Below are 12,623 nucleotides of genomic sequence, written 5' to 3'. Positions count from 1 at the left end.
ATGGGAGTTCAAAAATTGTGAGATTGCTTCATTTCATTCGCAATGACGGCGCATTGAGAATGAGAATGCTTTACTACGTTTGTAATTGTAAGGATTAATTAATCTAACTTCTCTGTTAATTTCTTAAAGGTTTTTTTGGGATCTTTACCTTCATAAAGTATTTCGTATACAGCATCAATAATAGGGAGTTTGGTTTTTTTTGTGTTTTTCTCATTGAGTAAATGCGCACTCTTTGTGGCATAATACCCTTCAGCAATCATACTCATTTCCATTTGAGCAGATTTTACAGTATAACCTTTACCAATCATATTCCCAAACATACGGTTTCGGGAAAAGACAGAATAGCCAGTTACCAACAAATCGCCTAAGTACGCCGAATTATTAATGTTGCGTTTCATTTTATGCATTTTCTTAATAAAACGCCTCATTTCCCTAATGGCGTTACTCATTAATACACTTTGAAAGTTATCACCATAACCTAAACCATGAGCTATACCTGCGGCTATAGCATAAATATTTTTAAGCATTACCGCATATTCAACGCCTATGATATCATCACTAATTTTGGTATTGATATAATCACTTGATAAGTTTTTAGCGATCTCTTTGGCTTTATCAGCATCTTTACAAGAAATAGTAAGGTACGATAAGCGTTCTAAAGCAACCTCCTCGGCGTGACACGGACCAGCAATAACGGCTATGTTTTCCATTGGGACCTTATAAAAGGTATTAAAATGTTCGCCCACCAACAATCCCGTTTCTGGCATGATACCTTTAACTGCCGAAACAATAATCTTGTTAGAAATATCAATGTTTAATTTTTCAAGCTCACTATGCATAAAGGCCGAAGGAATTACAAAAATTAATACATCGGCATAATCAGCAATCTCATTAATATCATTGCTTAATTTCAATTGCTCTAAACGAAACTCGACAGAACTTAAATAATTTGGGTTGTGTTGTTCTCTTAATAAATGCTCTTTGGTATAAATACTTCGCATATACCAACCTACTTCAGGAAGATTTTCACAAAGCATTTTCACAATTGCAGTCGCCCAACTTCCGGCTCCAAAAACAGCATATTTTAGTTGATTACTCATATTTAAAAAAGGGTTATGGTTTCAAAAATACATAAAATATTAGTGATTGTTAAGCCTATAATTTCATTATAAAATATTTTTTGGCATGCGTTTTGAATATCTCATAATAGAACGATGAAATTTAGGCGTATGAAATGAGCATTACAAAATTTCAATTTAAAAGAAATCTTTACCATGCGAATGACATCTGACCATTTAATAATTTAAAACCGAACAGATGAAAACTTTAAAATTACTTTTAGGATTTGCTTTATCAGCAACACTTTTTACTTCTTGTTACACAGAGGTTATTGTAGACGATTATGTAATAGATGAACCAGTTATTTCAATAAGCCAGCTTTTAAGTTCTTATGAATTATGGTATGTAGATATTAATGAAACCGTTGGTTATGGTACAACTCCTTTTTTACAAAAAGCGTTTACAGTTTCGTTTAAAAATGGCGTTATGTACGCCAATAATAATTTGGTAGGCATTGGTAGTACTGGAAATGGCTATGGAATTGCAGTAGCTGATTATGATGCCTATAATATGATTATAGATGTCTATCATGATATTGATGGTTTTGAAACTTTTGATGTGTATCAAATAAATAATAATACCATAGAACTTTATAACCCTAATAATGATACGTCTTACTTTTTAAAAGGGTCTCAACGCAATGTATTTGATTATGATTTTGTGTTTTATGATAATATTCATTATTTCTTACAGGAATATGATGCTTGGGAAAAAATATATACCAGTGATTATGGTGTGCTTAATGAGTTTGATAATGAAAACTATTTACAGTTTTTAGCAGGGGGTAATGATTCTGAATTTAGAAGTTCTCAAGATCAACTTGGAACTAATGTGAATAATTTATATTGGGATTACACAGGCCTTTATGGCGTAGGTAATATAAACGGGAATGAGTACCTAAAAACTTTAACATTAGATTATGATTTCTTCAACAATGAATACTTTGAATTAAGCGTTATAAATGACGGAAAGATTGAGTTATATCATCCAGCATCGCAAACCGTTTATCAATTTGCTGGAAGAGGGTTTATTCAATATTTAAAAGCAGCAAATACAAAAGGTAAAACGACTACCACTGAAAAGTTGCGTAAAGAAAGAAAAGACAAAATAGAAAACCCGAGAAATAATACTCGAGAAACAAAATAGTTTAGTTAGTTTAGTTAGTTAGTTTAGAAACCGTTTAAAGTGAATGCTTTAAGCGGTTTTTTTATTTAATGTCCTTTTTAAATTTTTTGTATTTAAATTTTTAATTCAATAAATCAGTTAAAACCATAGATAAATGGTTCATTCATCGCAAAAAAAATATTTTAAAGCATTCTCGTTATAATTTTGAAGTATTAATTTAAAACCATATTATTATGAGAATGCCTTTTGTTGAATTCATTACAAATGGAGATTTAAAGTTTGTTATTTTATTTATTAGTTTCACTTCTATATCTATTTATCATTTTGTAAAAAAAATAAAAGTTAGAAATATTGAAGCGAATGAGCGTTTAATAACATTCCACAATTCAAAAGTTAACATGTCAGCCTTTTGGATACTTATATCTAGTGTATTTTCTTTATTGTTAGGTTTAATGCATAGTTTCTACTTTATAGGAAAAGCTGGAGGTATTAACCCAAGTATTATATTTCTAGGGGTTGCTAATGCTTTAATAACACCAGTGTTAGGAATTTGTCTTTTTATTATTTGTAAAATTTTAAGAGGGACATTCAATCTAAAAACTATTAAGACCTAACAAAATGAGATGTTTATTAAAAGTATTGATTTTAGTTTTAATCGGAAATATTTGTTTTTCTCAAGCCTCTTTTTCAGAAGGTGACATATTGCGAAAAAACGGAGATTTAGTAACTGCTATTGAATCATATAAAGCGGAATATAAAAAGTTTCCAAGCAAATGGAGGAATACCTATAATTTAGCTTGTAGTTATGCATTAACTTTCCAAAAGGATAGTGCTTTTAAATATTTAAATATTGCTTTGAAATATGACACTTCTTTGTGGGCATTAACAGATTCTGATTTGTATGCCCTAATTGATGATGAGCGATGGTTAAAAATTGAAAATGAACAATTACAAAGGTTTCAAGAAGTGAATGGAAGCCTTAAACAATTAGGCTATACAAGGCAATTACTTAATATAATTTTAAAAGATCAATCATTAGATTATTTTATAAAACAGGGGCGAGTTTATTTTAGAGAAAATGGAGATATTCCACATTGGTATTATCCGTTGAATGCGTTTAAGCAACAAATAGGAAAAGACAATTATAAAACTATGCAAAGGCTTATTGAAGAATATGGTTGGCCAAAATATTCTCTTGTTGGAAAACTTGCGGCAGATGCTCCTTTATTAGTAATTAATCATCATGAAAATGATTCCGTTAGAAAGAAATATTTAGATAAAATAAAGCAATCTTGTTTAGAAAAAGAAGGAAGTTGTTTAGAATACGCCAAAATACAAGATAGAATTCTTGTGAACGACAACAAACTTCAAATATATGGTATGCAGTTTAGGTATACGTCTAAACGAAAACTAGAACCATTTCCTATTAAAGATCCAGAATATGTTGATGAGCGGAGAAAGAAAATTGGCTTGGAACCATTAAAGGATTATCTAATACGAAAAATAGACTATGATTGGAACGTTATTCAAAAAACTAAAATATAGATAGTTATTTGTAAAAATTCATTTCATCTAGGTATTCCCAAACATGTTGAGGCAGCATGGGTTGCACATTTTTACCTTCTTTTATAGATCTACGAATAAAAGTAGATGATAGCTCCATAATAGGCGCATTTATAGAATGAATTTTTTTATGCACATCGAATTGAGTTTCCACATTGTTTTCAGAAACTCTCGGGTATACATAAACATGATGATTTTCAAGAATAAGCTCGTAGTTCTTCCATTTATGAAAGCTTTTTAAGTTGTCTTCACCCATAATTAAAGCAAACTCATGGGTTGGGTATTTTTCTTGTAAATGCGCTAAGGTATTAATGGTGTAATTTGGTTGAGGCAAGTTAAATTCAATATCGCATGGGTTAAGTTTTGTGTAGTCTTTTGTAGCTCTGTAAACCATTTCTAAACGTTGATAATTGTCTAACAAAGAATGTTTCTTTTTAAAAGGACTGTGAGGTGTCACTACAAACCAAACCTGTTCTAAATCACTATATTCAGCAATATGATTGGCAATAACCAGATGACCGATATGAATGGGATTAAACGAACCAAAAAACAATCCTACCTTCATTTGTTCTCGTTAAGATTTTACAAAGTTTTTAACTAAGTTTTCAGCTTCAACAAGTGCTATTTTTAAATCACGATTTACAATAATAACATCAAACAGGGGCGCTGTAGCCAATTCTGCAGAAGCTTTAGAGATGCGCATATTTATCTTATCGTCACTCTCGGTTTTACGTTTTTTAAGCCGAATTTTAAGTTCATCAATACTAGGCGGTTTTATAAAAATAGCCAAGGTCTCTTCAGGAAATTTCCGTTTAATACGCAAGCCTCCAGACACATCAATATCAAAAATAACATGTTTGCCTTTTGCCCAAATACGTTCAACTTCGCTTTTTAAAGTGCCATAAAAATTATCACGATAAACTTCTTCCCACTCCAAGAATTCGTCATTTTTAATTTTAGTTTTAAATTCTTTAGCCGATAAAAAATAGTAATCTTTCCCATGTGCCTCATCACCACGTTTTTCACGTGATGTTGCAGAGATTGAAAATTCTAAATTTAAATCTTCAAGACCTAGCAAATGTCTTACAATGGTAGTTTTTCCAGATCCAGAAGGTGCCGAAAACACTATTAATTTTCCTTTATTGTTGTTATTTTGTATACTCAAGTTCTAAATTTTAAAGGGTCTTTTTCTATAAGACATTTAATAGTTGTTCCTTAATTTTTTCGAGCTCGTCTTTCATTTGAACTACGAGCTGCTGCATCGGTGCGTAATTACTTTTTGAGCCAATAGTATTAATTTCTCTTCCTATTTCCTGACTAATAAAACCAAGTTTTTTACCATTAGAATCGGTTGAATTTAGGGCTTCAATAAAATAAGATAAGTGATTTTTTAAACGCACTTTTTCCTCAGTAATATCGAATTTTTCAATATAATAAACCAGCTCTTGTTGAAACCTGTTTTCGTCATATTTTTCTTTCAATTCTTCAACACCTTTAGTTAAACGATCGCGAACACCTTGTATTCTTTCTGGATCCATAGCAATGACTTGCTCCAGTAAATCATCAATAATTTCTATACGGTTTTTAAAGTCTTCTTCAAGAACGTTTCCTTCATCTAAACGGTATTTATTAATGAGGTTGATGGTTGAAATAATTTCATTTTCAATAGACTTCCATTCGCTTTCATCAATTTCTTCACGAACGGTATTTAAAGCATCAGGGAATCTAACAGCCATTTTTAAAAGCTCAATCTCATCACCATTAACCACTTTTTTTAATTGATTGATATATTGTTTAACAACGGGCTCATTAATTTGCGTTGAGGTATCTTCCGCAGTCATTTCGACATAAATAGAGAAGTCTATTTTTCCACGTTCTAATCTATCTGCTAAAAGTTTTCGAATGGGAAGTTCTTTTTCTCTATAAATGGATGGCATTCTGGCATTTAAATCTAGATTTTTACTGTTAAGTGATTTCAACTCAACACTTATCTTTTTTGTAGGTAATTGCAAAACAGATTTGCCGTAACCGGTCATTGAATATATCATATGCTTATAAATAAAGTTGTACAAAGGTAATTAAATCCATAGGTATAGAAAACACTTAATGATTGTTTCGTTTTTTGATAAGAATTCTTGTTTTTTTAGGCAAGAATAATAGACAAAGGGAGTGTAAGTACTTATATTTTCTTCGTCTCTCATAATCTAGGTTTGGTTTTTTCCTGAATATATGAACCTAAATAACATAAAGGAAATTTTTTAACTATCTGATTGTAAAAACCTGAGTGATACTTAAAAAGTAAATTTTAACAACGAAAAAAGCTTTTCCAAGATTTCTTAAAATGGCGTTGTACGCTAGATTGATGTATTCTCTAACCAATAATAAGTGTTTATCCAATACTTATATATAATGGACATAACAACGCTTCATTCATGGGTTATAATATGATTCATTTCATTAATAAGTTGGGCTTTAATAGCACTATATTCCATTTTGTTAGCAAGATTATGCCATTCATATGAATCTGCTTCATGGTTATATAATTCTTCTTGACCATTACTATATCTAATATACCGCCACTTTTTTGTTCTATATGAAAAATTTTGTTTTTCCATAGGTATATTAATTCCGTAATTTCCAACAACTGTTAGGGCTCCATTAGGGCCATGCCATTGTCCTGTTTCCTCTATTAGTGGTTTTAAACTATAACCTCCTAAATCACCGCCTTGTGCATTAATCTTATTGTCTCCAGTTAAATTGCAATAGTCTTTTAAAGAAGGGTATAAATCAATTAGCGAAACGGGTTGTGCTATTTTAAGACCTGCTTTAGAGGAAGGTGTTTTAATTACCATGGGAATTCTTGCACTTTCTTCCCAAGGTGAATTTTTAAACAAGTATTGTTTTTCACCCATTTGCCAACCATGATCACTCGTAAAAACGATAATTGTATTGTCTTTATAATCACTATCATTCAATGCATCTACTACTTTTCCAACTTGGTCATCAACAAAAGCTACACAGGCTAAATAAGCTTGTAAGAAATGTTTAATAGCTAGTTCTCGGTTTCCACCATAAGACTCCAATAGCATTCTATAATATCTTGGTCCTTTATTGTTATCACTATCGTCTGGATTAAAATTTTCTTTGTAATAAGTGTCTTTTTCATCATCAACCAACCAGTTTTCTAATTGAATTTCATCTAAAGGAAACATGTCGAAATATGTATCTGGCACATGCAATGGTGTATGAGGTCTAACAAAACCTATCCCTAAAAAGAAAGGCTGTTTGTCTTGACTACTTTCAAGTTCTTTTATTTTTTTTACAGCCCATTGCGCATGTAATTCATCTTGCATTAAGTCTCGGTCATCATCATTTATGTATCGCATTGGTTTTTTATCCCATCCGTAAACCCAACCTTTTTCGCCTTCAATACCCGAAGAGGTAGCAACAGAAAGCCTACCAAAGGATCCATCAATACCTCCGATTGAATTAAAAGGTGCCGGAACAGCAGGGTTACTTGTGTTTTTTTCTCCATCAAAATAGATAGGACCATAATTATGTGCTAATGGCATACCCCAATCATCCCAATCTTTTGCAATACTCCCATGAGTAATTTTTCCAGTTCCTAAGGTTCGATAGCCATTTTCCTTGAAATAACGTATAAGCGTTTTATTGTTTTTTAAAACGGGTTGTTTCTTTAAGTCTGTCCAGCCATAATCTTTAGATACATGTGGATAGACACCAGTAATCAAACTGTTTCTTGATGGCGAACAAACGGGTACATTGGATTGTGCATTTATAAACTGAACCCCCGAAGCTGCCAGTTTATCAATATTTGGTGTTTTCGCTTGCGGATGACCACCAAACACACCTTGATAGTCATTTAAATCATCACAAATTATAAATAATACATTAGGTTTACTTTTTAGATTTTGTGATACTAATTGCTGAAAGTTGAAAAGGAAAAAAATAAAAACCCATATTGTTTTAAATAAAGTCATATATAAAATTTTAATTACTGCAAAAGGTACAATGGTGCTCGAAATAATGCTAGTCGTAATCTAAGGTAGTTTTATATAGTCTCTTTCTATTATGTGATTTTTGATTTTTGCAGATAATTCAATAACTAGTTTTTTGTTTTCCTTTTTCTCTGAAATATTAACATTTTCTTCTGGATCCTTAGTTAAATCATATAACATGCGAGCTGTTTTTTCACCTTTGTCATTAAACCATTCTGTATAGGTATGAGACTGAGTTACTATTGTTTCTCCATTAACCCAGCGACTATAAATAGCTTCTTTCCAAGGTTGATTTGGATTATCTATTAAAGGAGCGAAGCTTTTACCTTGCAAATGAAAAGGTTTTGGTAGCCCTGCCAATTCACAAAGTGTTGGATAAATATCAACATGTTCTACTAATGCATCTGTCTTATTTTTTTCTTTTTTCCCAGGCACGCTTAAAATTAAAGGCGTGCGTAAAACCTTTTCAAAATTACAGTGTTTCACCCATAAATCGTGCTCACCTAGATGCCATCCATGGTCACCCCATAGAATCACAATGGTATTTTCTGCTAAGCCAGAACGTTCTAATTCTTTCAATACTTTACCTAATTGGGTATCCATATAACTTACCGATGCATAATATCCGTGAATTAATTTTCGCATAAACTCTTTCTCCATTGGCCCTTCTGCCGGAACATCAGTATATGCTCGTAATTCAGAAAAATTATGCATGCTTTCATCGGGTGCTCCGTCTGGTTTATACATATTATCAGGAAGTTGTATATCATCAAAGTTATACATATCCCAATACTTTTTAGGCGCATTAAATGGTAGATGAGGACGTTGGAACCCTACAGCAAGGAAAAATGGCTGACCCGTTTTTTTAAACTGTTGTAGATGCTCAACAGCCCTGTCAGCAATCATTCCATCCATGTAAATATGATCAGGTGCATCTGGTGCCTCGAAGCTAGGGCCATCTATTCCCCACTTCCCTTTTTTTATGAGTGCATCGGATTCTGGCATAACATATCCTTGCCAACCTTTCCAGTCTGATTTCGGGAAATATTCAGGAATACTCCAACTACCAATAGCATCTGGGCGTTTATGATAAATTTTACCTAATGAAACCGTGTAATAGCCATTATTTTTAAAATGCATAGGTAGGCTTAACACGCCAGGTAGTTCTTCATCTTGACTTACATGTGCACCAACAAAACGATTGCGGTTAGGTCGCACGCCAGATAGTAAACTTGCCCGAGATGCACCGCAAACAGGTACATTGCAATACGAGCGATTAAAAAGCAAACCCGATTCGGCCAATTTATCAATATTGGGTGATTTAATCTGTGATTGGCCATAGCATCCTAATTCTGGTCGCAAATCATCTACAGCTATAAATAATATGTTTGGTTTATTTTTTAGATTTTGTGATACCAAATACTGAAAGCTAAAAAATAAAAAAATAAAAATCCATTTTGTTTTAAAAACACTCATAAGTCTTATATAAAATTTATTCATTAAAAGCATTGGGCTCTACAGCACCTATACTAGGATTTGCTCCAATTTGGTTTCCTAGTATATCGTTTTCAAGTTTAAGCGATCGTAGTAATCCTTCAGTATCGTTAGGAAGTAATTCAATATTAATACCCTTATATTGTACTAAATTATAATTTTCAGGCGTATAATCTTTAGCTTCAACGCCTCCCTTGTTTTTAAACTTTGGATTCCCAATGATAGGAGCTACGTCCATTAATCCCGTATTTTTTGGCCAGTTTTCTTTATTCAAAAATAAATTATTTTTAAAAAAAACATTATTTGCTGAATCTCCAGATGTACTATCTGGTTTGTATTGGTCGCCCAACACCGCCTTTGAATCACCCTCCAAATAAAATATATTATTAGCAATCAGGATGCCATGGCTTGTGTTATCTATGGCTATTTTGGCAACAACAGAAGAATCACAATATATCGTATTATTGTAGATATAGGAATTTACAGGGCCTTTTCTTTTTTTCTTTGTGCCCTGATATCCACTTAACCATAAAATTTTACCTTCTTGAAAAGCCCCATTTACACCTTTAACTCTATGACCGTCATTAACACTTATATTATAGCGGTAACTACAATTATAATTATTACCTAATATTTCACAAAAGCCACCAGCATTATAAGCACTCAAATTATATTGCAAAACGACATTATCACAGTTATAATCGATATGAGCACCAGCCGAATCTCCTGGCCCATTGGCATATAAAAATTTATTTTTCTCTATTAATACTTTGCTAGATCCCCATGTCCATAGCCCACTGCCACGACCCCATTTTCTTGAATCGTCATCACTTCCAGAATGGGATACGACATTATTAGACACATAAACATTTTTTACGCCAGACATTTGAATTCCCGGGCCACCCGTTTTTTCTAGCGTATTTCCAAAAATCTTTACATCTCCAATGTTTTTAGAATTTCCTGTCAATTTAATACCGGTGTGTGAAACACTATTTATAGTACAATTTTTAATTTGAATATCTTCAATTAATGTTTTAGGGTTCTTATTCATGACACGTATTCCCCAACCATATCTTTGTGTACCATTGGCTGTTTTTACTTCTTCTTTCCCGCGAACAAAACCTAAGTTTTCATAAAACACGTCATAAATAGTAATGTTTTTTATTACTATATGTTCCATCAAAGTTGAATCGTTATTATTTACCAATATGCCACAGCGCATTTTTTCATTATCATCAATTAAAAAACCATCTGCAGTCAAATTCAAATTGGACACTTCTATAAAACTACAATCTTGAATAAGGATACCATTAGGACTTCCTTTAAAATCAATGATTGCAGACATTATGGGTTCTGAAGAACTCCAATTAACAGTTGTAATAACAATTGGGTTATCTTTTGTTCCATTTTGGTTTATCAAACTAATTCCAGTTTTATACAATTGATCTGGTGCCAATAACACTCTATCTCCTGGTTGCAATTTTATTTTGGAAATACGAGAGAGTGTTTTTAATGGAAATTCTTTAGTTAATCCATTATTTGAATCACTTCCTAATTTTGGATGCACATAATAATCCTTGGCCATAAGACCATAATGAAAAAAAAGAAATATAATTAAAAGTGAAAATCTAGATTTTATAAGCATTTTAATAATTATTTTATGTTAACTAAAATTTTGTTGGACGCCCCAATATTCCTTTTTAAAAGTGAATCGTTTGTTTTTAGCATAAAGTTTTTTAATATGTCAAACCCACTGCCCCTTGCATTTTCATTTATAAAATTAGGTTTACTAAAAATAGCGTTTAAGTCTTTAGGAAGATTTTCTATAGTGCCGTAATAATTATTGCTATTAAATTTAGTTTCTATATCTTCTCCAAATGTGAATTTGCTTGATACCTCAGAATAGAATATATTATTTTCAAATAAGGTATTTACAGGCCATAGGTTTCCCCAATTGTCCATAGTCACGATGGTATTATCTAATATCGCTTTTGAATGGATGATAATATTGTTATGAATATACGTGTTTTCAGTAGGTCCAGTTATGTGAAAAATAGGAGAAAAATCGCCTTTTTGTTTTGTGGGATAAGGTCGTATACCGTCGTCAATACTAATATTATGCCTTATAATAGTGTTTTTTGTTCCTATATTTCCCCTACTTTCGAAAGTAAACCCATTATTACATATTAGTAGAAAACCACCGTAATTATCATGACTGTAATTATATTGAATTATAGTCCCTATACAATTGTAATCAGAGTCAAAGCCCTGTCCATCCCATTTAGCTTTGTGTCCGCTTACTTCATTATATTGAATTAATGTATTATCTGAACTCCACGGCCAAATACCCGCAGCAGCTTCTTCATGCGAAAGGGTATCCGGAAAATCACGAAGTACATTATTTTCAATAATGGCGCCTTCACAACCAATAGGCACAATGCCATCTCCAGGAATATATTCTAATAAATTATTACGAATTACGACGCCAGTACTAGGAAACCATTTGTCTCTTTTTGTATTTCCTTTTGAGTTAATACCATTTCTCCCACAATGATGCAGATAATTGTTCTGAATTATTAAATCTACAAAGCGAGTTGGGATTTTTTCTCCTAAATTTTCCCAAAGTATCGCACTGCCTCCGCCGTCTTTTTTTACTAAACTACCATTAACATGATGTATTTCTAAACTATCTAAAACTATATAGTGGCATTCACCAAAATTTTCAGCTCTTATAATAACAGCTCTTCTATTTGCTGCTCGTTCTTTACCAGTATTTGTTATTTCTAAATTTTTAATTTCCCAACATTCAACGTTATGAAGTAAAAGCGTATGCAATTGCTCACCGTTTCCATAAATCCCTGGTTTTTTTCCTAATCCATACCGATCAATAAGGATTGGCTTTGTTTTAATACCACTTCCTTTTGGTTCTAATTGTCCGTAGTAAGTTGTTCCTGATTTAAACAGAATTTTATTCCCGGGTTTAAAAATGGTTTGGTTAACTTTTTGTAATGAAGCCCATGCTTTAGAAGGAGATTTTCCGGAATTAGAATCATTACCAAATTCAGCGTTAACATAGTAAGCTTTTGTACAGCTAGAAAAAAGCAGTAAAAAACTTAAAACACATACTATGCTTTTCATGTTAAACAGGGTGAATTATTCAATTAGTTGACTACTATTTGATAGTTAGACACATTTTGATTTGAAATTATTTTAAATACATATAGGCCTTTAGCAAAATGGCTAACGTCTATGGTTGCTGATTTTGATTCTTTAGAACTTCTTATAAGTCTGCCATTCAAATCA

The 12,623-nt window shown here is 32.1% G+C and carries 12 protein-coding genes; 3 read left to right on the top strand and 9 right to left on the bottom strand.

All coding sequences use genetic code 11. The annotated features are described in order from the left end of the window. Positions 1-98: 98 nt before the first annotated feature. Complete coding sequence (locus tag AC15TD_RS02450; RefSeq protein WP_484450552.1) at positions 99-1,100, bottom strand: NAD(P)H-dependent glycerol-3-phosphate dehydrogenase; 1,002 nt, start codon at positions 1,098-1,100, stop codon at positions 99-101. Between the two features lie 217 nt (positions 1,101-1,317). Between AC15TD_RS02450 and AC15TD_RS02445 the strand changes: the two genes are divergently transcribed. The 3 genes from AC15TD_RS02445 (at position 1,318) to AC15TD_RS02435 (ending at position 3,789) form a co-directional block, all read left to right on the top strand. Further along, positions 1,318-2,265, top strand: coding sequence for a nicotinic acid mononucleotide adenyltransferase (locus AC15TD_RS02445; RefSeq protein WP_484450551.1), 948 nt, complete (start codon positions 1,318-1,320; stop codon positions 2,263-2,265). Positions 2,266-2,477: 212 nt separating this feature from the next. Further along, positions 2,478-2,858 carry a MotA/TolQ/ExbB proton channel family protein gene (locus tag AC15TD_RS02440; RefSeq protein WP_484450550.1) on the top strand — a complete coding sequence of 127 codons (381 nt, stop codon included), beginning with the start codon at positions 2,478-2,480 and terminating at the stop codon, positions 2,856-2,858. A gap of 4 nt (positions 2,859-2,862) precedes the next feature. Then, positions 2,863-3,789, top strand: coding sequence for a DUF6624 domain-containing protein (locus AC15TD_RS02435; protein WP_484450549.1), 927 nt, complete (start codon positions 2,863-2,865; stop codon positions 3,787-3,789). A 4-nt stretch (positions 3,790-3,793) separates the two neighbouring features. Here AC15TD_RS02435 and nadD read toward each other — a convergent pair whose 3' ends face one another. The 8 genes from nadD to AC15TD_RS02395 form a co-directional block, all read right to left on the bottom strand. Then, entirely contained in the window at positions 3,794-4,372 is a 579-nt protein-coding gene (gene nadD / locus AC15TD_RS02430) for a nicotinate (nicotinamide) nucleotide adenylyltransferase (RefSeq protein ID WP_484450548.1), read from the bottom strand. Between the two features lie 9 nt (positions 4,373-4,381). Further along, on the bottom strand, positions 4,382-4,972 hold the full coding sequence (gmk, locus tag AC15TD_RS02425; RefSeq protein WP_484450547.1) for a guanylate kinase: 591 nt from the start codon (positions 4,970-4,972) through the stop codon (positions 4,382-4,384). A 25-nt stretch (positions 4,973-4,997) separates the two neighbouring features. Next, on the bottom strand, positions 4,998-5,855 hold the full coding sequence (locus tag AC15TD_RS02420; protein ID WP_484450546.1) for a YicC/YloC family endoribonuclease: 858 nt from the start codon (positions 5,853-5,855) through the stop codon (positions 4,998-5,000). A gap of 378 nt (positions 5,856-6,233) precedes the next feature. Continuing rightward, positions 6,234-7,808 carry a sulfatase gene (locus AC15TD_RS02415; RefSeq protein ID WP_484450545.1) on the bottom strand — a complete coding sequence of 525 codons (1,575 nt, stop codon included), beginning with the start codon at positions 7,806-7,808 and terminating at the stop codon, positions 6,234-6,236. Between the two features lie 60 nt (positions 7,809-7,868). Further along, positions 7,869-9,302, bottom strand: coding sequence for a sulfatase (locus AC15TD_RS02410; RefSeq protein WP_484450544.1), 1,434 nt, complete (start codon positions 9,300-9,302; stop codon positions 7,869-7,871). Positions 9,303-9,318: 16 nt separating this feature from the next. Continuing rightward, the gene (locus AC15TD_RS02405) at positions 9,319-10,905 is read right to left on the bottom strand and encodes a right-handed parallel beta-helix repeat-containing protein (RefSeq protein ID WP_484450543.1); all 1,587 of its coding nucleotides are present in this window, start codon (positions 10,903-10,905) and stop codon (positions 9,319-9,321) included. A 68-nt stretch (positions 10,906-10,973) separates the two neighbouring features. After that, entirely contained in the window at positions 10,974-12,458 is a 1,485-nt protein-coding gene (locus AC15TD_RS02400) for a right-handed parallel beta-helix repeat-containing protein (RefSeq protein WP_484450542.1), read from the bottom strand. A gap of 23 nt (positions 12,459-12,481) precedes the next feature. Continuing rightward, positions 12,482-12,619, bottom strand: a complete 138-nt coding sequence (locus AC15TD_RS02395; RefSeq protein WP_484450577.1) for a T9SS type A sorting domain-containing protein — start codon at positions 12,617-12,619, stop codon at positions 12,482-12,484. Between the last annotated feature and the right edge of the window lie 4 nt (positions 12,620-12,623).

This window comes from Yeosuana sp. (assembly GCF_057126245.1).
The sequence above is the reverse complement of the archived record's forward strand: the minus strand, read 5'-3'. Positions and strand labels throughout refer to the sequence as shown.

Bases quoted from the DNA above. Each gene is read 5' to 3' on its own strand.
- AC15TD_RS02450 (WP_484450552.1), bottom strand. From the start codon at position 1,100: ATGAGTAATCAACTAAAATATGCTGTTTTTGGAGCCGGAAGTTGGGCG.
- AC15TD_RS02445 (WP_484450551.1), top strand. From the start codon at position 1,318: ATGAAAACTTTAAAATTACTTTTAGGATTTGCTTTATCAGCAACACTT.
- AC15TD_RS02440 (WP_484450550.1), top strand. From the start codon at position 2,478: ATGAGAATGCCTTTTGTTGAATTCATTACAAATGGAGATTTAAAGTTT.
- AC15TD_RS02435 (WP_484450549.1), top strand. From the start codon at position 2,863: ATGAGATGTTTATTAAAAGTATTGATTTTAGTTTTAATCGGAAATATT.
- nadD (WP_484450548.1), bottom strand. From the start codon at position 4,372: ATGAAGGTAGGATTGTTTTTTGGTTCGTTTAATCCCATTCATATCGGT.
- AC15TD_RS02420 (WP_484450546.1), bottom strand. From the start codon at position 5,855: ATGATATATTCAATGACCGGTTACGGCAAATCTGTTTTGCAATTACCT.
- AC15TD_RS02415 (WP_484450545.1), bottom strand. From the start codon at position 7,808: ATGACTTTATTTAAAACAATATGGGTTTTTATTTTTTTCCTTTTCAAC.
- AC15TD_RS02410 (WP_484450544.1), bottom strand. From the start codon at position 9,302: ATGAGTGTTTTTAAAACAAAATGGATTTTTATTTTTTTATTTTTTAGC.
- AC15TD_RS02405 (WP_484450543.1), bottom strand. From the start codon at position 10,905: ATGGCCAAGGATTATTATGTGCATCCAAAATTAGGAAGTGATTCAAAT.
- AC15TD_RS02400 (WP_484450542.1), bottom strand. From the start codon at position 12,458: ATGAAAAGCATAGTATGTGTTTTAAGTTTTTTACTGCTTTTTTCTAGC.